This is a genomic window from Roseovarius sp. (assembly GCF_030373445.1).
Lineage (GTDB): Bacteria > Pseudomonadota > Alphaproteobacteria > Rhodobacterales > Rhodobacteraceae > Roseovarius.
In genome coordinates this window covers 1-22,947 of the sequence record NZ_JAUCYU010000004.1, presented here as the reverse complement: position 1 = coordinate 22,947, position 22,947 = coordinate 1, and the positions used below count along the sequence as shown (strand labels likewise).

Sequence of the window (22,947 nt, the reverse complement as noted above, 5' to 3'; positions counted from 1 at the left end):
ATCGGCGACCGGGGCGAATCAGGGGTTAAGACGCGGATTAACAAGGAAAATCCCATGTCGGTATCGCGTCGGTATCACGTCGGTATTCTGTCGGTGTTTTTGGCGGTGGTTGGCCGGGTTGATGTGGCGTTCGGTGGGGGGTGGCACGAGATGTTGTGCGGGGTGCAACGGAGGTTTTTTTTGGGGGGAGAGTCTCGGCCCACGCCCGGAACAAAGCCGCGCCAAAGCGCGGCGCCGGGCGAGCGCCGGCCCGTCCCGGCGGGCAGGCGCTTTATAGAGGTCGCGCGACGTTTCGGCCTAGGATGTATTCGGATCCATAAAGCGGCAGCAAGGATCGTTGCGGCGCCTCCCCACGGGCCGGCGCTCGCCCGGGGGGAGTGACGACGGACGGGGCGATCATGCCAAGGGTGTTCGGCGCGAGGTCCCGGCTCAGGGCCGGGACGGGTGGTCTGTGCGGGCGGTGGGTTGGCCCCTGCCCTACGACGGCCGGGGTTTTTCCATCACGAGGAAGGTCATCATGCCGAGCGGCGGGATGGTCTTGCGGTCGGTGACGGAGAGGTCGTCGCGCAGGACGGTGTCGATGTGGAAATCGGAATGCCAGCCGAGCACGTTGGCGAAAGGCGCCGAGATGCGTTCGAGGAAGGCGAGCGGGCCTTTCTCGCGCACGAAGTGGTTGGTGATGACGATCCGGCCGCCCGGGGCACAGACACGGGCGATCTCGGCCATGCAGCGCTCGGGTTCGGGGACGACGGACAGCACGTGCATCGCCGCGACGGTATCGAAGCTGTTGTCGGGAAAGTCGAGCGTGCGGGCATCCATCTGGCGCAGCTCTTCCACATGCGACAGGCCCCGCGCCTTGACCTTGGCCCGCGCCTTCTCGAGCATCTCGTCGGAATAGTCGATGCCGGTCACCCGGCAGGCCGGGTCGTAAAGCGGCAGGGCCAGCCCGGTGCCGACGCCCACCTCGAGCACCCGGCCCGGCCGTTCGTTGATATATTTCACCGCCCGGCGGCGGCCACCGTTGGTGACCGCACCGAAGGTGGCATCGTAGACCGGGGCCCAGCGGGCGTAGGAGTTTTCGACGGCGTTCAGTTCCATGTCAGCGCTTCCTTGTCAGGTGTCGGCGGGAGGCAGAGAGCGCCGCCCAGAGGACTGTGGCGAGGTAGATGCCGCAAAGGACGATCATCGTGACCCATTTGAAAATGAAGAACGCGCCCGCCAGCAGGACGAACCCGGCGGCGAGCAGCACGGCATTGTCACGGGCCAACGGCAGCCCCTTGAGCGAGAGCGTGGGAATGCGGCTGACCATCAGCCCGGCGATGAGCAACAGGTAGACGCAGATCGCGAGGTCCGGCAGGATCGGCCGGTCGGTGAAGGCGAAGGCCATGAACATCGGCACCATGGCGAGCGTGGCACCGGCCGGGGCCGGGATGCCGACGAAGCGGTTACCGTCATCGGGCAGGGTGCCGGCGCGGTTGCCGACGTTGAACCGGGCGAGCCGGACGACGCAGCAGAGCGCGAAGATCAGCACCACGATCCAGGAGAGCACGCGCATTTCCTGCAGGGCCCAGAAATAGACGACGAGCGGCGGGGCGACGCCGAAATTGAGGAAATCGGCCAGCGAGTCGAGCTCGGCGCCAAGTTCGCCGTCGCTGCCGATCATGCGGGCAACGCGGCCATCCAGACCGTCGAGCACCACGGCCACCAGAACGAGAAGGACGGCGGGCCCGTAATGCGCCTCGAACCCGAGGCGGATCGCGGTCAGACCGGCGCATATCGCAGCCAAGGTCATCAGGTTGGGCAGCATCCTGACGAACAGCGTTTCGCGTAGAGGTTTTCCGTGCCTGTTTGGCATTCAGTACCGAATGTCAGCTTTCGATTGGCGTGCCGGTCTCTGCGATGACGGTTTCGCCGGCGATCATGGTCTGCCCCGGTTTTGCCAGGAGCCTTGCGCCTTCGGGCAGGTAGACATCGAGCCGGGACCCGAAGCGTATCAGCCCGAAGCGGTCCCCCCCGTTTAACCGATCGCCTTCGGAATTGAAACTCACAATCCGGCGGGCGACGAGGCCGGCGATCTGGACGGTGACGATATCGCGGCCATCTTCCATGCGGATGACGAGGCCGTTGCGTTCGTTGTCTTCGCTGGCCTTGTCGAGAGAGGCGTTGAAGAACTTGCCCGGACGGTAGGCCATGCGGGTTATGGTCCCGCTGACCGGCGCGCGGTTCACGTGGCAATTGAAGACCGACATGAAGACGCTGACCCTTGTGAGCGGCGTTTCCGGCAGGCCGAGCTCTGCCGGGGGGATGGCCGGTTCGATGAGCGAAACAATGCCGTCGGCCGGGCTGAGGATGGCGTCGGGCCGGTCGGGGGGCACACGCTCGGGGTCACGGAAGAAGTAGTAGCACCAGATGGTGAGGCCCACGCCCAGCCAGCCGAGCACGTCCCAGATGAGGAACAGGACCAGCGTGATGGCCGCGAAGATCGCCACGAAGCGGCGGCCCTCGGGGTGCATCGGCTTGATGAAGGTCGACATCATGTTCATGGCCGGACCTTCCGGTTATGGGCGAGGGACATCACCGGTCAGAGCACGTAGCGCGAGAGGTCGGCGGAGCGGGACAGTTCACCGAGGTTCGCCTCGACGAATTCGGCGTCGACGGTGATGGTTTCGCCGGCACGGTCGGGGGCGGTGTAGCTGAGCTCTTCGAAGACGCGTTCCATGACGGTATAGAGGCGGCGGGCGCCGATATTCTCGACCGACTGGTTCACCTCGGCCGCGATGCGGGCGAGCGCGGCGATGCCGTCTTCGGTGAAGGAGACAGTGACATCCTCGGTGCCCATCAGCGCGGTATACTGGCGGGTAAGGGCGTTGTCGGTTTCGGTCAGGATGCGGACGAAATCCTCCTCGGTCAGCGCGCGAAGCTCGACGCGGATCGGCAGGCGGCCCTGAAGCTCCGGCAGCAGGTCGGAGGGCTTGGCGATGTGGAAGGCGCCCGAGGCGATGAACAGGATATGGTCGGTCTTGACCGCGCCATGCTTGGTGGAGACCGTGGTGCCCTCGATCAGCGGGAGCAGGTCGCGCTGGACCCCCTCGCGGGAGACGTCGCCGCCGCGGGTGTCGGACTTGGCGCAGACCTTGTCGATCTCGTCGAGGAAGACGATGCCGTTCTGTTCGACCGCCTCGACCGCCGTGCGGTTGACGGCCTCGTCATCGAGCAGCTTGTCGGCTTCCTCTCCGATCAGGATCTCGTAGCTTTCGGCCACGGTCATCCGCTTGCGGGTGGTGCGGCCGCCGAAGGCCTTTCCGAAGATGTCGCCGAGGTTCATCATGCCCATCTGGCTTCCGGGCTGGCCAGGGATGTCCATCATGCCCATGGGGTTGGAATTGTCGGCGATGTCGAGCTCGATCATGGTGTCGTCAAGCTCGCCGTTCTTGAGCTTCTTGCGGAACATGTCGCGGGTGGAGTCTCGGGCGTCATCGCCGGCGATGGCGGAGATGACGCGTTCCTCGGCATTGGCGTGGGCCTTGGTTTTCACGTCCTCGCGCATCCATTCGCGGGTCTGGTTGATGGCGGCGTCGACGAGATCGCGGATGATCTGTTCGACATCGCGGCCGACATAGCCCACCTCGGTGAACTTGGTGGCCTCGACCTTGATGAAGGGCGCGCGGGCGAGCTTGGCGAGGCGGCGGGAGATTTCGGTTTTGCCCACACCGGTCGGGCCGATCATCAGGATGTTCTTGGGGTACACCTCCTCGCGCAGGTCATCGGAGAGCTGCTTGCGGCGCCAGCGGTTGCGCAGGGCCACGGCGGTGGCGCGCTTGGCGTCTTTCTGTCCGATGATGAAACGGTCCAGCTCGGACACGATTTCGCGCGGGGTGAGGTCGGTCATGTGGGGCTCCGGCTTTGGCTTTCAGGTCACATACGTATCCTGACGGCAAAGTCCAAGGGGGGTTGAGGAATGTAGCTACGTCGTGTAGATACAAAAGGGAGTTTACGCCTGTTTAAGTTCTTTTCCCTAGCAAGGGTATGGAGCTGTCCGGACATTGTTCGGAGGCGCCGAGCCGGGCAAGGGATTCCTCGATGTTCGAATGGGACGAGGACAAGCGAAAGCTCACGTTGGAAAAGCATGGTCTGGACTTTCTCGATGCCGCGGAAGTCTTTGCGGAAGGTCACCTGGTACTTACGGCTCGGAGCGATATAGAGCAGCGTCGGATCGCGATAGGCCCGGTCAATGGTGTGGCCATCGCCGTGGTCTTCACGATGTGGGATGAGACGATCCGGATCATCACAGCGCGGAGGGCGCGACGGAATGAGCGGGAAGCATATGACGCGCATGTCGCTCGACGAGATGCGGAAAACCAAAAGCCGGACTGATTGGGACCGCGTGAATTCGGCCCCGGATCATGAGGGCGAGGCGGAGATCGACGTGGATTGGGCCAAGGCCGAGCTGGTCGAGCCGTCGCCGAAGAAGCTGATTTCGTTGCGGATCGACGAGGATATCATCGCGTTCTTCCGGAGCCAGGGCAAGGGCTACCAGACGCGGATGAACGCGGTTCTGCGGGCCTACAAGGACGCGGTGGAGAAGAAAGGCTAGCCCGTCACGCCGAGGGCGGCAGCCGGTCGAGCGGCAGGAAGGGCATGAGCCGGAGCAGCCGCGCGCGGATCTTTTCCCAGAAGGCGCCGAGGATCAGCAGGACAATGCCGAGGGAGAGCACGGTCGTGGGCGCGCCGTCGCCGCCGAGGACGGTGAAGGCCAGCGCCACCGAATAGCCGATGGCCGCCAGCAGGAAGGAGCGGCGGTCGATCACGATGGCGACGAGGGCGAAGAAGGCCAGCACCGCCACCAGCAGGATGTTGGAGCCGGCGGTGTCGCGGTCGAGCAGGGTGAGGGCGATGGTGTTCACCAGCGCGGGCGCCGCGACCACGTGAAGCCAGAAGCCGTTGGCCGAGCGGCGGGTGACGCGGTGCGGGTCGCTCATGTCGAACCACATGGCGACGAGGAAGACGGCGAAGCCCAGGACCAGCGTGATGAAGGCGAAGGGGCCGCCCGCCGACAGGAGGAACAGGTCGTCGAGGTTGTCCGGTGTGCCGGCGGAGGTGGCCGCGAGCAGCATGGCCACCGCGAAGAGCCCGATGGCGATCATCGCCATGGCAAAGGGCACCCGGAAGCGCCACCAGAAGACGAAGAGCGCCAGCGTGGCGAGGAAGGTGGGGAGCGGCAGGCTGGAGTAATCCTCCTGCGCGAGCATGAAGATTTCCGAGAGGCTGGCCGCCAGCCCGGTGACCGCGTTGGCGAAGAACAGGATCGACAACGCGATGGCCGGCGCGACCATGCGGCGGCGGCGGACGAAGTATTCCGACAGGAGCCAGAGCACGCCCGCGCCGACGAGCGCCATGGTGATGACCTGCGTGCGGTAATCGACGATCTCGGTCAGCATGGTGGCCGCGTTCACCGCGATCCAGCCTGAGGCGAGGATGACGAGGCCGACGACGATGAAGATCTCGTTGAAGCCCTTGAAGAGCTCGAAGGGTTCATCGCCCGGCGCCAGGTTCTCTCGCGCCCCCCGGCGGCTGTCGGCGAGGCTGGCCAGAGAGGCGGCCTGTGCTTCAGAGACGATTCCAGCCGAAACGCCTGCGCGAAGATCGTCGCGCCCGATCATTTGCCGATGGTTTCCACGGTCAGGTTGCCGTTGGTGTAGACGCAGATATCCGACGCGATGGCCATGGCGGCGCGGGCGATCTCCTCGGCCGACTTGTCGCTGTCCATCATGCCGCGGGCGGCGGCGAGGGCAAAGTTGCCGCCCGAGCCGATGGCCGCGATGTCATGTTCGGGTTCCAGCACGTCGCCCGCGCCGGTGATCACGTAAAGCTGTGACCCGTCGGTAACGATCAGCATCGCCTCGAGCTTTTGCAGGTACTTGTCGGTGCGCCAGTCTTTCGCCAGCTCGACGCTGGCGCGCTGCAATTGGCCTGGTGTGGCCTCGAGCTTGGCTTCGAGCCGTTCCAGCAGCGAGAAGGCATCGGCGGTCGAACCCGCGAAACCGGCGACCACGTCATAGCCGCCCGGGCTGAGCCGGCGGACCTTGCGGGCGGTGCCCTTGATGACGGTCTGGCCAAGGCTGACCTGCCCGTCGCCGGCCACGACAACCTCGTCGCCTTTGCGGACGGCGATGATGGTGGTGCCGTGCCAGCCGGGGAATTCTTGGGTCATGGGGGCCTCCGCTTTGTTCTCGGGGGTATATGGAAGGGGCGGGCGCGGGGTGCAAGGGCGGATCAGCCCAGCAGGTCGCGCGCCACCTGTTCGAAGATCCGCACGGCCGGTGCGATCAGGTCATCCGGGAAGTCGTAATCGGGATTATGCAGCGCGGCATGGGTTTCGCCTGCGCCGAGGAGGAACATGGCGGATTTGGCGGTGTGGCCGAAGCGGCCGAAATCCTCGGACGCGCGCCAGGGCTGGCCGGCGGTGTCGTGGGGGATTTGCAGCGTGTCGAGGGCGCGGCGGAGGTGGGCGGTGGCCTCGGGGTGGTTCTCGGAATGGAGGAAGATGTCTTCGAACGTGTGGGCGGCGGTAAGGCCGTGTTGATCGGCCGCGTGGGTGATCAGGGTGAGCGCGTCGTTCACGAGGTCGTCCATCCCGTCATCGGTGAGGGTGCGAAGCGTGGCGTAAAGCGTGGCCTCGCCCGGGGCGATGCCGAAGGCGGGCTCGCCCATGCGCAGGTGGGTGACGGTGACGAGCTTGAAGGCGGGCTGCCCGAGCCGGCCCTGGCCGAGGGCTGTGAGGGCGGGCATGAGGGAGGCGACCGCGGCCATCGGCGAGGTGCCGCTTTCAGGGTTGGAGGCGTGGGCGGATTTGCCCGTGAGGGTCAGGTGCAGGCCGCGCGACGCGCAGTTGACGGGGCCCTCGGCAAGGCCGATCGCGCCGAGGGGCAGGCCGGGCATGTTGTGGAGGGAAAAGGCGTAATCGGGTGAAACAGGGTCGAATTTCGGGTCGGCGATGACCTCGGCCGCGCCGGCGCCGGTTTCCTCGGCCGGCTGGTAGAGCAGAACGGCGCGTCCCTTGGCGGGTCGCTGGCGGGAGAGACGGCGGGCAAGGCCGGTGAGGATGGCCATATGCCCGTCATGCCCGCAGAGGTGCCCCTTGCCATCGGTTTCGGAGCGGTACTCCGGCTGCCCGGTCTCGTGGATCGGCAGCGCGTCGAGCTCGCAGCGGAAGAGCACGGTGGGCCCCGGCTCGACCCCCTGGTAAACCGCCGCGATGCCATGGCCGCCAAGGCCGGTGATCAGCTCGTCCGGCCGGAAGGGGGACAAGGCGAAGAGGATGCGCTTGGCCGTCGCCGCCTCCTCACCCGAGAGTTCGGGCGTGCGGTGCAGGTCGCGCCGGAGGGTGATGAGCTCGGCAATATCGGAATTGGTCAGCGTCATGGGCTGTAAAGAACCACTCCCGCCGCCAAAAGAAAAGCCGCCCCCGTGGTTCTTCTGGCCGGAAATATCCCGGGGTCTGGGGCAGAGCCCCAAAAAAAACGGGCCGCCAAAAGGCGACCCGTTCCTGTCAAACCCAAAAAGGGAAGATCAGATGCTGTCTTCGATCCAGCTTTGCAGCGCGGCCTTGGGGGCGGCGCCGGCGCGGTTGGAAATCACCTCGCCGTTCTTGAAGATGAACAGCGCTGGGATGCCGCGGATGCCCAACTGGGTGGCGGTGTTGGGGTTCGAGTCAACGTCGACCTTGGCGATCTTGACCTTGCCGTTCATCTCGGTCGAGATCTCCTCCAGCGCGGGGCCGATCTGTTTGCAGGGGCCGCACCATTCGGCCCAGAAATCCACCACGACGGGGATATCGGAATTCTTCACTTCGGCGTCGAACGTATCGTCAGTTACGGCAACTGTGGGCATTTCGGTTCTCCCGGGAAAGAGGTGTGGCTTGGGATCGCAACCTAGGAAGCGGGGCCGGGCGCGTCAAGGTATATGGGTGTTGCACAGGGCGGCCGTCACAAGATCGTGTGGCAGGTGCATGAGCTGGGCGGTTTGCGTCCAGAGCAGCGCGGTTTTGATTTCACGGTCGGGGTAGAGCTGTTGGAGGGCGTGGGCATAGGCGCCCATCTGGCGGAGGAGGCCCTCGGGGCAGGCCTCGGGCGTGGCGGGGACGATGGCGTTGGTCTTGTAGTCGATGGCGGTCACGTGGGTGGGGGTGACGATGAGCCGGTCGATGATGCCGTGGATGCGGGCGCCGTTCAGGGCATCCAGCCGGGCGGTTACGGGGACTTCGAGCAGGGCATCGGGTGTGAAGATATCGGCCAAGGCGGGGGCCTTGAGGACGGTGCCGGCAGCGGTGGTGAGGGCGGTCAGTTCGTCGCCGGTGGCGGCGTCTTCGCCTTGCGAGAGGATGCGGGCGGAGAGATCGGGCCAGCCGGCCTCGGACGTGCCGGCGAGGGTTTCGAGCAGCAGGTGGATCTGGCGGCCGCGGCGCTTGGCGGTGTCTTCGTCGAGCCCGTCCTCGCCGGGCAGGGCCTTGGCGCCGCCGAGATCGGTGGAGGGGCTGAGGGGCGGGGCGGGGAGCTGTGGTTCGGGGGCGATCTGCGTGAAATAGGGCGGAACAGAGACTGTTTCGGTGTCGTCAGGTCGTTCGGTTGCGGTGGCGGAGGCGGGCCAGTCGCCGACCTGGTAACGCAGGCCCGGACCGTGTTCGGTGGCGAGCGGCACGGCGCCCGTCTTATCCAGCCCGGCGCGGACCTTGTCGTGCCAGCTCAGCCCGTCGGTGCCAAGTTTGCCCGCTGCCGAGACAATGAGCCATTGCTCGGCGCGGGTCATGGCGACATAGAGCAGGCGGTCGCGCTCGGCCCGTTGGGCGGCCCTGGCATCGTCGTCGGCCTGCCGCTGCGAGGCGGGGATGTCCTGGCCCGTCATGCGCCAGACCAGGGTGCCGCCTGTCTGGGCTGTCTTTTCGCGCAGGTTCATCGGCCACTGGTTGGTGTCGGGCAGGATCACCACGGGGGATTCGAGGCCCTTGGCGCCGTGGACGGTCATCACCCGGATGCGGTTGCCGGCATTGTCCATCTGGCGCTTGATCTCGAGGTCGTCGGTTTCCATCCAGACGAGGAAGCCGGTGAGGCTGTCGACGGCGTTGCGTTCATAGGCGAGCGCCTGCATGAGCAGGGCGTCGATGCCGTCTTCGGCCTCCTGCCCAAGGCGGGCGAGGAGTTTGCGGCGGCCATCGTGGCGGATGAGAATGCGTTCGATGATCTCGTAGGGGCGGAGGTAGTCGGCCTGGCGGCGGAGGTCGCCGAGGATGGCCATGGTTTCGGGGAAATCATCGGCCCGGTTGCGAAGCTCGGCCCAGAGGTATTTTTCGACCCTGTCATGGGCCAACTCGTAAAGCTGCGCCTCGGACCAGCCGAAGAGCGGCGAGCGTAAGGCGGTGGCGAGCGCCAGGTCATCCTCGGGTGTGGCGAGGAAGGAGAGGAGCGCGGCGAGGTCCTTCACCGCCAGTTCCGCGCCGACCTTGAGCCGGTCGGCCCCGGCGACGGGCAGGCCCAGCGCCTTGCATTCGCGGATGACGTCGTGGAAGAGGGCCGAGCGGCGGCGGACGAGGATGAGGATATCGCCCGCCTCGATCGGCCGGGCGGTTTCGCCGGCCTGGTCGGGAAGCGGCGTGCCGATCATGGCCTTGATGGTCTGCGCAAGCGTCTTGGCCAGAACGCGGGCCGGATCGTCGGGCGCCTTGACGTCGACCGGGTCGAACCAGTCAGGGTCTTCCGGCTTCTCGGGCGCCTCGATCAGCGGCCAGAGGTCGACGCGGCCGGGCATCTGCTCCTTGAAGGCCTTGTGTCCGGAACCGTCACCGAACCCGCTGGATTCGTGATTTTCGAAGGTGGCGTCGACTGTATCCAGAATGGCGCGGGAGGAGCGGAAGGAGAACTCCATCTCCATATCCTGCAGCGGGGTTTCATTGTTCGAGAGACGCGCCGCGAACTCGGATTTCATCCGGTCGAATTCACGCGGGTCGGCGCCCTGGAAGGAATAGATCGACTGTTTCTTGTCGCCGACGACGAAGATGGTGCGGGGCGTATCGGGGCGGGTGCCCTGGCCGCTGGTGAATTCCTGGGCGAGGCGTTCGATGACCTGCCATTGGACGGGCGAGGTATCCTGGGCCTCGTCGACGAGGATATGGTCGAGCCCGCCATCGAGCTTGAAAAGCACCCAGTCGGCGACCTTGCGATCGGTCAGCAGGTCGCGGGCCTTGAGGATCAGGTCGTCGAAATCGAGCCAGCCGCGGAGCAGCTTGGCCTGCTCGTAGGCCGGGAGGAAGACCCGGGCGAAGGCGTGGAGGGCGGCGGTTCGCTCCTTTGCCTGAAGGGCGATGCGCTGGGCACGGGCGGTTTCGACGCGGGCCATGAGGGCCTCGAGCTGGGGCATCAGGGCCGCATTGGATTCCCGGCAGGCCTTGGTTGGAAAAGACCCTATCTTGGCGGAAAAAGGCTCTTTGGCGCCGGGGCCGGTGAGGAAGACGTTTTCGAGAATTGCAAGGCAGTCGAAGCCTGGGCTGGTTATGCTGGTGAGCTTGGTGCCCGCCCCTTGATCGCTTGGGCCGCTGGCCGCCAGCGCCGCGCAGAGCGAATCCAGCAGCTCCATTTCGCCGCCGAGAAAGACGCTTGCCGCGATGCTGTCGCGGGTGGTGCCGGGGGGGAGATCGAAGAGGTTCTCGAGCCATTCGTCGGAGGCGGGCGTGTCGAAAGCGGCCCTGTTGTTGACGATTTCCTGCGTCAGTTCGTCGAGCGTTTCGCCGGTGTGGTGGCGGGCGAGGGTGTAGAGCGTGTCGGCCTGGGGGCCGGAGGCGAGGGCCTCGACGATCTCGGCGCGCAGGAGGGTGGCGGCGCGGTCTTCCATCTCGGTGAACTGGGGCGTCACGCCGGCCTCGAGCGGGAAACGGCGGAGGAGGGCGGAGCAGAAGGAGTGGATCGTCTGGATTTTCAGGCCGCCGGGGGTTTCGATGGCGCGGGCGAAGAGGCGGCGGGCGTGGTTGAGCGTGTCGTTTGTGATCACAAGCTCGTGGCCGAGGGTCTGAAGCTTGGCCGTCAGCGCCTCGTCGGGAAGCATGGCCCATTCACCGAGGGTGTTGAACAGCCGGTTCTGCATCTCGGAGGCGGCGGCCTTGGTGTAGGTGAGGCAGAGGATGTGCTGGGGGTCGACCTGATCGAGAAGCAGGCGGGCGACGCGGTCGGTCAGTACCTTGGTTTTGCCCGAGCCCGCGTTGGCGGAGAGCCAGGTGGAGCGGTCGGGCATGGCGGCCTTGATCTGGCGCAGGGTGGCTTCGTTATGACCGATCATTGGCCCACCTCGCACGGGTCGGGGTCGTCGGTGATGTCCCATTCGCCGAAGCGGGCGAGCTGGTCGTAGTCGCCGGTGTCGATTGTCTTCTCCAGCGCGCGGCGGGAGGTGTAGCCGAGGTCGGGGGACATGTAGCGGGCGATCAGTTCGCGGAACTCTTCCCAGACCTTTTCGGGTGGTTCAGTGTCTAATGGCGCGGGTTCCTCGGGTTTGCCGCTGCCGAGGCTGATGAAGACAGCGCGGGCGACTTTTGCCGGGGCAATGGGGCCGAAGCCGGATTGCGTGGCGATGGCGGCGGAGAGGAGGAGCTGCTTGTCGAAGTGTTTCTGTTGGTCTTTCGAAGGCGCCTTGCCGGTCTTGTAGTCGTAGAGGTGGAGGTTGCCGGCGGGGTCAATGTCGATCCGGTCGGCCTTGGCGGTGAGGCGGAAGTCGAGCTCTGGGAGGTCGGCGGCGCCCTTGGCCTCGAGCGCGGCGGGCTGGGCGAACTGGCGGCGGGCGTGTTCGCCCTCGATGAAGGTATCGGCGGCGCGTTCGAGCTTGGCCTGCCACATGGCGCGGGTGTCGGCCCAGGGGACGGCCTCGGCGAGGACAGTGGCGGTTTCGGCGATGAGCCGGTCGCGGGTGATCTCTTCGGGGGTGTCTCGGGTGGCGTCGATGAAGCGTTCGAGGGCTTCGTGGATGACGGTGCCGCGGAGGAGGGCATCGGGCACGCGCATCAGCGGGTCGAGCGGTTCGAGGCGGAGGACGTGACGGGCGTAGATGGCGTAGGGGTCGCGGATCAGTCTCTGAATCTGCGTAACGGAGAGTTGTTTGGGGCGTGCCGCGGTCGGCGGCTTGGGCGAGGGACGGGTTTCGGCGGGGGTGGTGCCGGGGTCCTCGAAGGCCTTCGCGAGGTCAAGCCAGTGCCGGCCGCGTTGGCGCATTTGGTCGAGCGCCGCCTTGCCGCCCTGATCGGGGAGGCCGGAAAGGAGGTTTTGCAGGCGGTTGAGCCAGCGGGATGGGACGGTTTCGGTGTCGTCGGAGCGGATCGAGCGGGTGATCCAGACCTCGGGGGCGAGCAGGGCCTGTTGGAAGTCGTGCGCGGCGAGGCCGATACGGCGTTCGGGGAGGAGGAGGCCGGCGGCGGCGCGCATGTCGCGGTTGAGCCAGGGGTCCGGGCTGGGGTTATCGGGCCAGCTTCCTTCGTTGAGGCCGGCGAGGATCAGGAGGTCTGCGCCCTGGACCCGGGCCTCGAGCGTGCCCCAAATCCTGATGAGGGGGTGGGCCTTGATCGTCTTGCGCACGTCGCCGCGGGAGAGGATGGCGTGGAACAGGGTGGCATAGTCGCGGGCGTTGACGGCGCCGCCGTGAGGGGCGTTTTCGGCAAAGTCAGAGACTGTTCTGAGGGCTTGGGCGCCGTCCTCGTCGGCCCAGAGCTTGCCGGTGGTTTCGCCGTCTGCGCCGCGAGCGATCTGTTCGGCGAGGGCGATGTGGCGCGTGGTGCGGTCTTCGAGGGAGACCTCGCCCGGGAGTTCCTTGTCGGTGAAGCAGGCGATGAGCCAAGCGGCCCAGGGTTCGGCGTGGGGGTCCTTGGAGGCGGCGGCCCAGGCGTTGATGTCCTGCGCCGTGGGGTAGGGCGGGCCGTGGCGGCGGATGTGGAGTTCGAGCTCGCGGGTGAGGCGGAGGTGGGGGCCGCGATCGGCGCCGGTATGGGTGATCGGGTGCTTCAGGAGGGTGAGCAGCGCCTCGGCGGAGAGGGGGAGGTGGAAGAGCTCGGCGACGTGGCGGAGGAAGCGGCCGACCGGGGCGAGATGGAGGGGCATGCCGGCGCTGTCGTCGGGGAGGATGCCCCAACGGTCGAGCGAGGCGGTGACCTGGCGGCTGAGCGTGCGGTCGGGGGTGATGAGCGCGGCGCTTTGGCCCTTTTCGGCGGCCTCGCGCAGGCGGAGGGCGATGGTGAGGGCCTCGGCGCGGGGGGAGGGGGCCTCGAGCAGGGTGACGGGGGCCATTGCAGGCTCTATTCCCGCCAGATTCGGCCCGTCGCGGCGCCATTGGTCGGTGATCGGCGCCGGGCGGAGGGCGAGGGAGACGAGGCGGTTGCGTTCGGGGCTGGCGGGGGTGTCGTCGGACCAGTCGGGGATGTCGGCGGGGGAGAGGTCGAGGGCATGGAGGAAGCTGGCGAAGCGGTATTGCGGGTGGTCTTCGGAGGTTTTCGGGTCGTTCAGGCGGTCCCACACGTCCGGGGGCATGTCGCGGTCGAAGCCGGGGAGGATGACCGCGCCCTGGGGCAGGCGGGCGACGGTTTGCATCAGGAGCTGCGTGGCGCCGCGCGAGCCGGTGGAGCCGGCGACGATGATGGGGTGTTGCGGCGGGTTCTCGGCCCAGAGATCGGCGAGGGTTTCGACGACGAGGCGCTGGCGGGTTTCGACGTCAGGCAGGGTGGTGGCATCGTCGAAATAGTGTCTGACAATGCCCAAAAAGGCTTGGATGCGGGCCCAGTGGCCGGATTGGTCGGTGACGTCGAGCTGGCTTATCCGGTCGGGTGAGACGCCTTCGCCATGCATCTCGTCCATCAGGGCGGCGAGGCTGTCGGCGAGGTCGTAGAGGGCGCTGCGCGGGGCGAGGTCGGGCTGGGCGTCGAGGAGCCTGGAGACCAGTTGCAGGAGTTCGAGCCGGCGGCGGAGGGGGGAGACCGGATCGGGGATGTCGGCCATCAGGGCGTGTTCGCCAAGGTCGGTGACAAGGCCGATGCGGGGGAGGAAGCAGGCGGGGCCTTCGTCGTAGATCGACCGGATGCGGCGGGCCATGCGGCGGGTGTTGACGAGAAGGCGGGCGCGGGCGAGCGCCTCGGGCGGGTGGCCTTTGGTGCGGGTGGAGAGGCCGCGGACGAGGGCCGCCGGGAAATCCACCCCGAGCGGGACGGCGAAGACGCGAGGGGTGGAGGACGGCTCAAACATGGCCGTATTGAAGCATGTCCTCGGCCAGTTCGATACCCTCGGGGCGGCCCACGTCGCACCATTTTCCGGGGTAGCTCGTGGCGAAGAGACGGTTGGATTTCAGCATCACGTCCCAGAGGCGGTTGAGGGAGAAATGGGCCTCGGGGATGGCGGCGAGGCCGTCTGTCTTGATGATTTGCAGGCCGGAATAGATGGCGCCGGGGCCGCGGCGGGCCGGGCCGGTGCCGATGAATTCGAAATCGCCCTTTCCGGTATGACCGATGGCGTTTCCAGGGGGGATGCAGAGGAGGAGGCCGTCCATCCGGGATGGATCCCAGGCCCGGGCAAGCTGGGCCAGGGGGTTGGGGCCGGACCAGACGGCGTCGGAATTCATTGTGTAGACCGGGCCGTCGCCCAGGAGCGGCAGGGCGTGGCGGAGGCCGCCGCCGGTTTCGAGGATCTCGGGCTGTTCCTCGGAAAACAGGATGTCGGTCTCGGAGAGGTATGACCGCAGTTGATCGGGTCTGTAATGGAGGTTCATGACGATACGGGTGACGCCCGCGTCGTGGACAAGGCCCAGCGCGTGGTCGATCAGCGGTTTTCCGGCGACGGGGATCATCGGCTTGGGCCGGTCGGCGGTGAGGGCGCCCATCCGGGTGCCGAACCCTGCCGCGAAGATCATGACAGGGAGGGGATCGTCGCGCATTTGTCTTTCAGCCTTTGGAGGATGTCGGGGCTTGGGGCGGGGAGCGTGTTGAGCATGGGGCGGACGGGGGCGAGCGCCGGGTGGGCGAGGTCGCGCTGGAGGAGGTTCCAGACGCGGGGGATCATGTCGACATACCATGCCTTGCCGTCTCGGACGCAAAGGCGGGCGAAGACGCCGAGGATGCGCAGGTTCCGCTGGGCGCCGAGCAGGTGGTAGGCGGTGCGGAAGCTGTCGTCATCCTGCCTTGTGGTCTCGATGTAGCGGGTAAGCATGGCTTTTTCGGTGGATTCCGGCACGTCGCGGCGGGCGTCTTGCAGGAGCGAGACGAGATCGTAGGCGCGGTGGCCGAGCATGGCATCCTGGAAATCGAGCAGGCCGACGCGGGCGGTGCCGGATCGGTCGGGGAGCCAGAGGAGGTTCTCGGCGTGGTAATCGCGCTGGATGAGGACGGATTCGGAGGTGTTGTCGGCGAGGAGCCGGTGGAAACTGTCGCGGAACTGCTGGCGGACGTCGGAGGGTTTTTCGCCGGTGGCGGCGAAGGCGTACCAGTCGAAGGCGAGGGCCGCGAGATCGGTCATCAGGGGCGGATCGTAGGGGTCGAGACCGGCGGGCGGATCGTTTTCGTGCAGCTGGGCCAAGAGGTCGGTTGCGGTGGAATAGAGACTGTTTTCGAGCCCGGGCGAGGTTTCGAGGACGCGGGCAAAGAGGGCGTCGCCGAGGTCTTCCAGGAGGAGGAAGCCCGCGGTTTCGTCCTCGGCAAGGATTTCCGGGGCGGAGAAGCCGAGGCCGGTGAGGTATTGCGCGATGTGGACGAAGGGGCGGATGTCTTCGCCCTTCTCCGGCGGTGCGTCCATCAGGACGGCGTTGCCGCTGTCGGAGGTGAGGCGGAAATAGCGGCGGTTGGAGGCGTCGCCGGCGAGGAGGGAACATTCGGCGGCGGACCAGCCGGCGCTGTCGATGAAGGCGTCGATCAGGTCGGAGCGGTCAGACATGGCGGAGGCTTTCGAGCTTGGCGGGCCACTTGGCATCGGTCCAGGTGAAGGTGAGGGTGCGGGCCTCCTCTGGCCCCGGGGCGGTGAAGGCGATGGTCAGCGCGTCGGCCGGGGTGAGCGGGCCGAGCCGGTCGGGCCATTCGATGAGGCAGATGGCATCGGTGAAAGCGGCGGCGAGGCCCAGCTCCTCGATCTCGGAGGTGTCGGTGAGGCGGTAGAGGTCGGCGTGCCAGATCTCGCCGGGCGTGGCGTTGTAGGTCTGGACGAGGGTGTAGGTGGGCGAGGGCACGTCTTCGGGCATCTCGAGGAGGGAGAGGATGGCCGAGCGGGTGAAATGGGTCTTGCCGGCGCCGACATCGCCCTGAAGCAGGATGGTGTCGCCGGGGGCAAGCTGTTGGGCCAGCCTGTGCGCGACGCGGCCGGTCGCTTCGGGGCTGTCGCAGGTGAGGGTGAGGGGCGCGGCGGACATGGGGGGAAATTACACGGGCCGCCGCCGCCTGCAACAGGGTTCAGAGCGCGGGCTGCCTGGCCTCTTGCCGGGGCGAGAGGGAGAGCATGGTGAAGCCGCCGGTCAGCGGAGCGAGCTCTAGCGCGACGTGGCCGGTGGCCGCGTCGCCCGCGCGGCCGGTGAGCGGCGCCTGGCCGGCGCCGGCGAGAAGGTCGGACCAGAGCGTGTCGTTCGGGTAGAGGGTGCGGCCTTTCTGCACGAGGTCTTGCAGCGTGATCTCGGTGAACGTGTCATCGGCGACGGTGAAGCGGTCGCGGAAGGGCTGGTTGCAGAGGATTAGCGCGCCGTCGGGGCCGAGGACGGCGATGGCGTCGTCGAGCCGGTCGAGCACGGCCTGGCGGATCTCGAGCTGGCTTCGGGTGCGGCGGGTGAGAGAGATTTCGTCGGTGATGTCCTCGAACAGGAAGGCGATGGCGCCGTCGGGATGGGGGCGGCCAGTGACCCGGTAGGTGAGGCCGCAGGTGAGGGACCACGCCTCGGAATAGAGGCCATCGGAGGCGGTTTCGATCATCTCGTTGATCTGGGCGCGCCAGGAGGCGTAGTTCTTCGGTTCGGGCAGGACCTGGCGGTCGCGGAGGCGGTCGAAGAAGTCGAGCAGGCCGGGCCGGGCGCTGAGAAATTCGACGGGCAGGTCGGTGAGATCGACCAGCGCGGGGTTGAACAGGGCGAGGCGCTGGCCCCGGTCGAAGACGGCGAGGCCGGTGGCGAGGTCGGCGAAGGTCTTGGTGAGGGTCTGGATGAAGCTGCTGCGCATGGCGTCGGTGTTGACGAGGTCGGTGACATCGGTGGCGTAGAGGATGCGCTGATCGCCGGCGCCGGTGAGGGTGAGGGCGATGTGGCGGCTGCGGCCGGTGTCGGGGTCGGTGAGGGTGACGGGTTCGGTGCCGGTCTCCGCGGGGTGGCCGGCGGCATGGAGGAGGCGGGTTTCCTCGGCGTCGGAGAACTCCTGGAAGACGGCGTTGCGCCAGGCGATGCGGCCATCATGGTCGAGCGTGCAGATGGCGATGGGCGCTGTTTCGGCAGCCTTGCGGAGGAGGCGCCTGGTGGCGAGGCAGGTGAGGACGTCGTGCCACTCGGCCGGCGAGGGCAGGGCCGGGTCGACCAGGGTGACGCGGTGGCCCTGGCGGATGGCGGCGATGGTGATGACGGCGGGATCGGCCGGATCCCGCGCCGGGTGGGTGTTGAGCTGGCCGGGTGACATGGGCGGCAGGTCGGCGGGCAGGCCGGGAAAGCGGGGGGCGAGCCAGGCGCGCAGGTCGGGCCATTCGGTGAGGCCGGTGAGCGCGTCGTCGGGACCGCCGAAGGGCGCGGCGTCGTGGTCGATGAGGATGCCGTCGCGGAACAGGAAGAAGTTGGTCGTGCCCGAGCCCGCCCTGGACCACGGCCCGGCGCCGCGCCGCGACCACAGGGGCCAGCGCGCGAGCGCCCAAATCACCAACCCGGCCATCAGCCCCGAAAGGACGACGGCGACCGGCATCCCCAGCAAGATGCCCTGCATCCCCAATCTCCTGTCTTCCCCAGGTCAGGGTTGCGCAATACGGTTAACGGCAGGTTAATGGATTCAACCCGAGGCCGAGTATCGTGGCGTCATGCACGTATGGGCTGGTTCTCTCCGAGCGGCATGCCGGGCCCGGTTCCGGAGGCGATGGCGGCGCGGGGCCAGCGGACCTCGACCACGGCGCCGGTGCGCTGGGCGCGGTCGAGCCGGTGGCGGAAGGATTCGGTGCCATTGGCGAAGCTGAGATCGGCGCCGGAGCGTTCCAGCAGGGTCTTGGCGATGAAGAGGCCCAGCCCCATGCCTTCGTATTCCGGGCGGCGCGGGTCGCGCCCGCCGCCGCGCCGGCGCATTAGCGGGTCGCCGATGCGGCCAAGCAGGTGCGGCGGGTAGCCGCGCCCGTCATCCATGATGCGCACGGTGATCTCGTCATCGGACCAGCGGCTTTCGACCCAGACATCGGCGCGGGCGAAATCGACGGCGTTCTGCACGAGGTTGCGCAGGCCGTGGATCACCTCCGGACGGCGGAGGATCTCGGGCTGGAGCGCCCTGGACCCTTCGGCCGGGGCGTGTTCGAAATGGATGGATTTGCCGCGGTCGATATGCGGGTCGGCGGCTTCCTCGACCACGGCGGAGAGGGGGGCGCGGCGCAGGTGCAGGTCATCCTTGCCGGCGCGGCCCATCGACCGGAGGATGTCGCGGCAGCGGTCGGCCTGTTCGCGGATCAGAAGCGCGTCGTCGCGCAGGTCGGGGGTGTCGGCCAGCTCTTCGGCCAGTTCGGAGCTGGCGAGCTTGATGGTGGCGAGCGGCGTGCCCAGCTCGTGCGCCGCGGCCGCGACCACGCCGCCGAGATCGGTGAGCTTCTGTTCGCGGGCCAGCGCCATCTGGGTGGCTTGCAGCGCCTCGGCCATGGCGCGCATCTCAGAGACGATCCAGCGGGAATAGACCCCAAGGAAAATCACCGCGATGACGATCGCGAACCAGTTGCCGAAAAGGAAGATCTGCGGCACGCGGAGGAAGAACCCGTCGGCCGTGCGCAGGGGCAGGTGGAAGGGGATGAGCAGGCTGACGATGAGGATCGACATCACGCCGAGAAAGATGGTGGAGCGCGACGAGAGCGCCGAGGCGGACACGGTGACGGGCCCGACGATCAGGATCGAGAACGGGTTGTGCAGCCCGCCGGTGAGGTAGAGCATCAGCGCCAGTTGCAGCATGTCGAAGAGCACGACCAGCAGGGTCTGGGATTCGGTCAGGCGCTTGTTCTCGGGGAAGACGAAGCCGGCGACGAGGTTGGAGATGACCGACGCGCCGATGGCGAGGTAGCAGAGGCCGATCTCGAGTTCGAGGTTGTAGAGGCGCTGGGCGACGATCAGGGCCGAGATCTGGCCCATGATGGCCCACCAGCGGAGCAGCACCAGCGTGCGCAGGCGGATCCAGTTGTCGCTGTCGCTCGTGTCGGCCGGGGCCGTTCGATGTTCCGCCATGGGTGACCCGGGTGACGTTGCAGTTTCCGACCGCGATGTTAGATGTGCGGTGACGCGAAAAGAACCCCGGAAATGAAAGGGTCCCCCATGACACGGATCATCGCCATCGGCTCTGCCGTCGTGCTGGCTGTTCTGCTTGGTGCGATTTACTGGATGACGATGGGCCGCGGCGGGGACGACCGGTTCGCACAGTGCCGGGAGAGCAATATCGCGGGCGGCGCCGGGGCCATCGGCGGACCCTTCGAGCTGGTGAGCGAGACCGGCGAGACGGTGACCGAGAAAGAGGTGATCGACCAGCCCGCGCTGATCTATTTCGGCTATACCTTCTGCCCCGATGTCTGCCCGGTCGACGTGGCGCGCAATGCGCAGGCCGTTGATATCCTTGAGGAAAGGGGCGAGATGGTGAAGCCGGTCTTCATCTCGGTCGACCCGAAACGGGATACGCCCGAGGTGGTGGACGACTTTACCGCGAACCTTCATCCGCGGATGCTGGGCCTGACCGGATCGCCCGAGCAGGTCAAGGCGGCGAGCCAGGCCTACCGGACCTATTACAGCGCCAATGACAGCGAGGATGACGAGTATTACCTCGTCGATCACTCGACCATGACCTATCTTGTGCTGCCGGAGACCGGGTTCGCCGATTTCTTCCGCCGCGATGCCTCGGCCGAGGAGATGGCGGACCGGGTGCAATGCTTTCTGGACGCGGGCTGAGGCCGGTGCGATTGTTTGACGCATGCCGGGGCGCGCGGTAGAGATGAAGTGCACGCGGCGCGTGTGCACGGGAGGGAATGATGGCCGATAATCAAAGAGACATTGGCGAGGACAAATCCCTTCTGCTTGTCGATGACGACGAGCCGTTCCTGAGGCGGCTGGCCAAGGCGATGGAGAAGCGCGGCTTCGAGGTGGAGACCGCCGGATCGGTGGCCGCCGGACAGGCCATCGCCACGGCGCGGCCGCCGGCCTACGCGGTCTGTGACCTGCGGCTGGAGGATGGCAACGGGCTCGACGTGGTGGAGACCATCCGGGAAAAGCGGCCCGATGCACGGATCGTGGTGCTGACAGGGTATGGCGCGATTGCCACCGCGGTGGCGGCGGTGAAGATCGGCGCGACGGATTACCTGTCGAAGCCGGCGGATGCGACGGATATCACCAACGCGCTTCTGGCGACGGAGGATGAATTGCCGCCGCCGCCGGAGAACCCGATGAGCGCCGACCGGGTCAGGTGGGAGCATATCCAGCGGGTTTACGAGCTGTGCGACCGGAACGTGAGCGAGACGGCGCGGCGGCTGAACATGCACCGGCGGACGTTGCAGCGGATATTGGCGAAGCGGTCGCCAAGGTAGCGGCTAAAGGTCGAAGCGCTTGGAGATGCGGTCGACGGTTGCACCACCCGGCAGGGGCACGTTCCGGCGGATGTCATAGGTCTCGAACCCGCGGCTCTGGTAATAGGCGAGCCCGCCGGTGTTGTCGGCGCGGATGGTGGCGTTGATCCAGGTGTAGCCCAGGGTTGTCGCCGCGTCGCGGGTCCGGTCGAAGAGGGCCGAGCCGATGCCGAGCTTGGCGCGGCCGATCTGTACGAAGGTGGCGATATCGCAGGCGTCGGGCGGCAGGGCGTCTTTCGGTTCGATCCACTGGAAGCCGAGGAGGGTTCCGCCATCGTCCTCGGCGAGGTGCCATGCGGCGGTGCCGGGCGTGGCGCGCATCCAGTCTTTCAGCATGGCGGGCGTGACCGGGTCGGTCATCGCCGTGGTGCCGCCGGCGGCGATGATGACGTTCAGGAGGTCGGCCATCGGCGCGGCGTCGATCGGGCCGGCGGGGCGGATGTGGATCATCCCGTTTCCTTCAGCAGCTCCGCGTGGCGGGCGGTGTAGGCGGTGCGGGTTTCGGTGGGCGGACGCAGGAGGATGTGCAGGCCGTTCATGGTGGCCGGGTCGGGCTGGCCGAAGAAGCGGTTGGCCTCGGGCTCGGAGAAGCCGGCGATTTGCGTGGCTTCCATCCAGGCGCTGATCTTGTCGGCCTTCTTGATCTGCTTCTTGACAGCGGCCGGGATGGTGGCGGGCAAGCCGAAGCGCAGGTGAACGGCGGCGGCGAGGCGTTTGTCGAGCTCGTCGTAGTTCGGGCCTACGGCGGCCTTCACCGGAGAGATCATGTCACCGATGACGTATTCCGGCGCATCGTGGAGGAGCGCGGCAAGGCGCCATTTCGCGGGGGCGTTCGGGTTGAGGCGGGCGTAGAGCGTTTCGACCAGCAGGGAGTGTTCGGCCACGGAATAGGCGAAATCCCCCAGGGTCTGGCCGTTCCAGCGGGCGACGAAGCTGAGCCCGTGGGCGATATCCTCGATCTCGATATCCATCGGGGTCGGGTCGAGCAGGTCGAGCCGGCGGCCCGATAGCATCTTTTGCCAGGCGCGGGGTTTGGCCACTTGGGTCTCCGGTCAGATGGGTAAAACGCGGGCAGTCATAGCGGCGGGACGGTGAATTTGTAAAGTCCCGGCCGGGGGGACGTGGCGCCGGGCCATTCCCGCATTGCCCGCGTGAGAGGCCGGTGCTATCTGGCTTGCGACAATGGGATTTGCAAGGAGCCGCCAAATGGCAAAGGATTACCTGGTCAAGGATATCAAGCTCGCTTCGTTCGGGCGCATGGAACTGGACATCGCCGAGACGGAGATGCCGGGGCTGATGGCCCTGCGGGAAGAGTACGGCGAGGCGAAGCCGCTCAAAGGGGCGCGCATCGCGGGATCGCTGCACATGACGATCCAGACGGCCTGCCTGATCGAGACGCTGGTGGCGCTTGGGGCCGACGTGCGCTGGGCGAGCTGCAACATCTTCTCGACCCAGGATCACGCGGCGGCGGTGATTGCCGAGAGTGGCACGCCGGTCTTTGCCGTGAAGGGCGAGACGCTGGAAGAATACTGGGATTACGCCGATCGCATCTTCCAATTCGAAGAGGGCGGCGCGAACATGATCCTCGACGATGGCGGCGATGCGACGCTTTACATCCTGATGGGCGCACGGGTCGAGGAAGGCGAGACCGACCTGATCGAGAATCCGCAGAGCGAGGAAGAGCAATACCTCTTCGCGCAGATCAAGAAGCGGATGAAGGAAAGCCCGGGCTGGTTCGTCAAGCAGCGGCACATGATCAAGGGGGTTTCCGAGGAAACCACGACCGGCGTGCATCGTCTCTACAAGATGATGGAGAAGGGTCATTTGCCGTTCCCGGCGATCAACGTGAATGACAGCGTGACCAAGTCGAAATTCGACAACAAGTACGGCTGCAAGGAAAGCCTTGTCGACGGCATCCGCCGGGCTACCGACACGATGATGGCCGGCAAGGTGGCGGTTGTCTGCGGGTATGGTGACGTGGGCAAGGGCTCGGCGGCCTCGCTGTCGGGCGCGGGCGCACGGGTGAAGGTGACGGAAGTCGACCCGATCTGTGCCCTGCAGGCGGCGATGGATGGCTACGAGGTGGTGACGCTGGAAGACGTGGTCACATCGGCCGATATCTTCATCACCACGACCGGCAACA

General features: G+C 66.7%; 22 protein-coding genes. 5 read left to right on the top strand and 17 right to left on the bottom strand.

What is annotated here, in order from left to right:
• Positions 1–477 precede the first annotated feature (477 nt).
• The 4 genes from QUV18_RS08500 to hslU are packed head-to-tail and all read right to left on the bottom strand — an operon-like array spanning position 478 to position 3,889.
• Entirely contained in the window at positions 478–1,098 is a 621-nt protein-coding gene (locus QUV18_RS08500; protein ID WP_300893293.1) for a class I SAM-dependent methyltransferase, read from the bottom strand.
• 1 nt (position 1,099) lies between these two features.
• On the bottom strand, positions 1,100–1,855 hold the full coding sequence (pssA, locus tag QUV18_RS08495) for a CDP-diacylglycerol--serine O-phosphatidyltransferase (protein WP_300893292.1): 756 nt from the start codon (positions 1,853–1,855) through the stop codon (positions 1,100–1,102).
• Positions 1,856–1,868: 13 nt separating this feature from the next.
• Positions 1,869–2,543 carry a phosphatidylserine decarboxylase gene (locus QUV18_RS08490; protein ID WP_300893290.1) on the bottom strand — a complete coding sequence of 225 codons (675 nt, stop codon included), beginning with the start codon at positions 2,541–2,543 and terminating at the stop codon, positions 1,869–1,871.
• Between the two features lie 38 nt (positions 2,544–2,581).
• Positions 2,582–3,889, bottom strand: a complete 1,308-nt coding sequence (gene hslU, locus QUV18_RS08485; protein ID WP_300893288.1) for an ATP-dependent protease ATPase subunit HslU — start codon at positions 3,887–3,889, stop codon at positions 2,582–2,584.
• A 191-nt stretch (positions 3,890–4,080) separates the two neighbouring features.
• On the opposite strand from hslU, the gene QUV18_RS08480 reads away from it, so the two are divergent.
• Together QUV18_RS08480 and QUV18_RS08475 are read left to right on the top strand one after the other, a co-directional pair.
• On the top strand, positions 4,081–4,374 hold the full coding sequence (locus tag QUV18_RS08480) for a BrnT family toxin (protein WP_300893287.1): 294 nt from the start codon (positions 4,081–4,083) through the stop codon (positions 4,372–4,374).
• A 10-nt stretch (positions 4,375–4,384) separates the two neighbouring features.
• Positions 4,385–4,594 (top strand): BrnA antitoxin family protein, encoded by a 210-nt coding sequence (locus tag QUV18_RS08475; RefSeq protein ID WP_300893285.1) that lies wholly within the window; start codon positions 4,385–4,387, stop codon positions 4,592–4,594.
• Between the two features lie 4 nt (positions 4,595–4,598).
• Here QUV18_RS08475 and QUV18_RS08470 read toward each other — a convergent pair whose 3' ends face one another.
• The 11 genes from QUV18_RS08470 to regB all read right to left on the bottom strand — a co-directional run bounded on the left by QUV18_RS08470 (position 4,599) and on the right by regB (position 19,422).
• Positions 4,599–5,660: a hypothetical protein gene (locus QUV18_RS08470; RefSeq protein ID WP_300893284.1), complete on the bottom strand. Its 1,062-nt coding sequence runs from the start codon at positions 5,658–5,660 to the stop codon at positions 4,599–4,601.
• On the bottom strand, positions 5,657–6,211 hold the full coding sequence (gene hslV / locus QUV18_RS08465) for an ATP-dependent protease subunit HslV (protein WP_300893282.1): 555 nt from the start codon (positions 6,209–6,211) through the stop codon (positions 5,657–5,659). The genes QUV18_RS08470 and hslV overlap by 4 nt, the downstream gene beginning before the upstream one ends.
• A 62-nt stretch (positions 6,212–6,273) precedes the next feature.
• A complete protein-coding gene (locus tag QUV18_RS08460; protein WP_300893280.1) occupies positions 6,274–7,422 on the bottom strand; it encodes an amidohydrolase in 1,149 nt (382 codons plus the stop codon).
• A 147-nt stretch (positions 7,423–7,569) separates the two neighbouring features.
• Positions 7,570–7,890, bottom strand: coding sequence for a thioredoxin (trxA, locus tag QUV18_RS08455; protein WP_300893279.1), 321 nt, complete (start codon positions 7,888–7,890; stop codon positions 7,570–7,572).
• Positions 7,891–7,953: 63 nt separating this feature from the next.
• Positions 7,954–11,322: a double-strand break repair helicase AddA gene (gene addA, locus QUV18_RS08450; RefSeq protein ID WP_300893276.1), complete on the bottom strand. Its 3,369-nt coding sequence runs from the start codon at positions 11,320–11,322 to the stop codon at positions 7,954–7,956.
• Complete coding sequence (gene addB / locus QUV18_RS08445; RefSeq protein ID WP_300893275.1) at positions 11,319–14,258, bottom strand: double-strand break repair protein AddB; 2,940 nt, start codon at positions 14,256–14,258, stop codon at positions 11,319–11,321. The genes addA and addB overlap by 4 nt, the downstream gene beginning before the upstream one ends.
• A complete protein-coding gene (locus QUV18_RS08440) occupies positions 14,251–14,943 on the bottom strand; it encodes a nucleotidyltransferase family protein (RefSeq protein WP_300893273.1) in 693 nt (230 codons plus the stop codon). The genes addB and QUV18_RS08440 overlap by 8 nt, the downstream gene beginning before the upstream one ends.
• Positions 14,916–15,935: a phosphotransferase gene (locus tag QUV18_RS08435; RefSeq protein ID WP_300893271.1), complete on the bottom strand. Its 1,020-nt coding sequence runs from the start codon at positions 15,933–15,935 to the stop codon at positions 14,916–14,918. Before QUV18_RS08435 ends, QUV18_RS08440 begins: the two co-directional genes overlap by 28 nt.
• Positions 15,928–16,404 (bottom strand): tRNA (adenosine(37)-N6)-threonylcarbamoyltransferase complex ATPase subunit type 1 TsaE, encoded by a 477-nt coding sequence (gene tsaE / locus QUV18_RS08430; protein ID WP_300893270.1) that lies wholly within the window; start codon positions 16,402–16,404, stop codon positions 15,928–15,930. Before tsaE ends, QUV18_RS08435 begins: the two co-directional genes overlap by 8 nt.
• A 40-nt stretch (positions 16,405–16,444) precedes the next feature.
• Positions 16,445–17,941, bottom strand: a complete 1,497-nt coding sequence (locus QUV18_RS08425) for a PAS-domain containing protein (RefSeq protein ID WP_300893268.1) — start codon at positions 17,939–17,941, stop codon at positions 16,445–16,447.
• An 89-nt stretch (positions 17,942–18,030) separates the two neighbouring features.
• Positions 18,031–19,422 carry a sensor histidine kinase RegB gene (gene regB / locus QUV18_RS08420; protein ID WP_300893266.1) on the bottom strand — a complete coding sequence of 464 codons (1,392 nt, stop codon included), beginning with the start codon at positions 19,420–19,422 and terminating at the stop codon, positions 18,031–18,033.
• 87 nt (positions 19,423–19,509) lie between these two features.
• Between regB and QUV18_RS08415 the strand changes: the two genes are divergently transcribed.
• Positions 19,510–20,133: an SCO family protein gene (locus QUV18_RS08415; protein ID WP_300893264.1), complete on the top strand. Its 624-nt coding sequence runs from the start codon at positions 19,510–19,512 to the stop codon at positions 20,131–20,133.
• Positions 20,134–20,213: 80 nt separating this feature from the next.
• Positions 20,214–20,765 (top strand): ActR/PrrA/RegA family redox response regulator transcription factor, encoded by a 552-nt coding sequence (locus QUV18_RS08410; protein WP_300893262.1) that lies wholly within the window; start codon positions 20,214–20,216, stop codon positions 20,763–20,765.
• A gap of 3 nt (positions 20,766–20,768) precedes the next feature.
• Here the strand turns inward: QUV18_RS08410 and QUV18_RS08405 are convergent, their stop codons facing one another.
• The gene (locus tag QUV18_RS08405) at positions 20,769–21,254 is read right to left on the bottom strand and encodes a GNAT family N-acetyltransferase (protein ID WP_300893261.1); all 486 of its coding nucleotides are present in this window, start codon (positions 21,252–21,254) and stop codon (positions 20,769–20,771) included.
• The gene (locus QUV18_RS08400) at positions 21,251–21,817 is read right to left on the bottom strand and encodes an HD family hydrolase (RefSeq protein ID WP_300893259.1); all 567 of its coding nucleotides are present in this window, start codon (positions 21,815–21,817) and stop codon (positions 21,251–21,253) included. Before QUV18_RS08400 ends, QUV18_RS08405 begins: the two co-directional genes overlap by 4 nt.
• 193 nt (positions 21,818–22,010) lie before the next feature.
• On the opposite strand from QUV18_RS08400, the gene QUV18_RS08395 reads away from it, so the two are divergent.
• Positions 22,011–22,947, top strand: a 937-nt coding sequence (locus QUV18_RS08395) for an adenosylhomocysteinase (RefSeq protein WP_300893257.1), incomplete at its 3' end; no start/stop codon positions are given.

Bases quoted from the DNA above. Each gene is read 5' to 3' on its own strand.
- QUV18_RS08500 (WP_300893293.1), bottom strand. From the start codon at position 1,098: ATGGAACTGAACGCCGTCGAAAACTCCTACGCCCGCTGGGCCCCGGTC.
- pssA (WP_300893292.1), bottom strand. From the start codon at position 1,855: ATGCCAAACAGGCACGGAAAACCTCTACGCGAAACGCTGTTCGTCAGG.
- QUV18_RS08490 (WP_300893290.1), bottom strand. From the start codon at position 2,543: ATGAACATGATGTCGACCTTCATCAAGCCGATGCACCCCGAGGGCCGC.
- hslU (WP_300893288.1), bottom strand. From the start codon at position 3,889: ATGACCGACCTCACCCCGCGCGAAATCGTGTCCGAGCTGGACCGTTTC.
- QUV18_RS08480 (WP_300893287.1), top strand. From the start codon at position 4,081: ATGTTCGAATGGGACGAGGACAAGCGAAAGCTCACGTTGGAAAAGCAT.
- QUV18_RS08470 (WP_300893284.1), bottom strand. From the start codon at position 5,660: ATGATCGGGCGCGACGATCTTCGCGCAGGCGTTTCGGCTGGAATCGTC.
- hslV (WP_300893282.1), bottom strand. From the start codon at position 6,211: ATGACCCAAGAATTCCCCGGCTGGCACGGCACCACCATCATCGCCGTC.
- QUV18_RS08460 (WP_300893280.1), bottom strand. From the start codon at position 7,422: ATGACGCTGACCAATTCCGATATTGCCGAGCTCATCACCCTCCGGCGC.
- trxA (WP_300893279.1), bottom strand. From the start codon at position 7,890: ATGCCCACAGTTGCCGTAACTGACGATACGTTCGACGCCGAAGTGAAG.
- addA (WP_300893276.1), bottom strand. From the start codon at position 11,322: ATGATCGGTCATAACGAAGCCACCCTGCGCCAGATCAAGGCCGCCATG.
- addB (WP_300893275.1), bottom strand. From the start codon at position 14,258: ATGTTTGAGCCGTCCTCCACCCCTCGCGTCTTCGCCGTCCCGCTCGGG.
- QUV18_RS08440 (WP_300893273.1), bottom strand. From the start codon at position 14,943: ATGCGCGACGATCCCCTCCCTGTCATGATCTTCGCGGCAGGGTTCGGC.
- QUV18_RS08435 (WP_300893271.1), bottom strand. From the start codon at position 15,935: ATGTCTGACCGCTCCGACCTGATCGACGCCTTCATCGACAGCGCCGGC.
- tsaE (WP_300893270.1), bottom strand. From the start codon at position 16,404: ATGTCCGCCGCGCCCCTCACCCTCACCTGCGACAGCCCCGAAGCGACC.
- QUV18_RS08425 (WP_300893268.1), bottom strand. From the start codon at position 17,941: ATGCAGGGCATCTTGCTGGGGATGCCGGTCGCCGTCGTCCTTTCGGGG.
- regB (WP_300893266.1), bottom strand. From the start codon at position 19,422: ATGGCGGAACATCGAACGGCCCCGGCCGACACGAGCGACAGCGACAAC.
- QUV18_RS08415 (WP_300893264.1), top strand. From the start codon at position 19,510: ATGACACGGATCATCGCCATCGGCTCTGCCGTCGTGCTGGCTGTTCTG.
- QUV18_RS08410 (WP_300893262.1), top strand. From the start codon at position 20,214: ATGGCCGATAATCAAAGAGACATTGGCGAGGACAAATCCCTTCTGCTT.
- QUV18_RS08405 (WP_300893261.1), bottom strand. From the start codon at position 21,254: ATGATCCACATCCGCCCCGCCGGCCCGATCGACGCCGCGCCGATGGCC.
- QUV18_RS08400 (WP_300893259.1), bottom strand. From the start codon at position 21,817: ATGCTATCGGGCCGCCGGCTCGACCTGCTCGACCCGACCCCGATGGAT.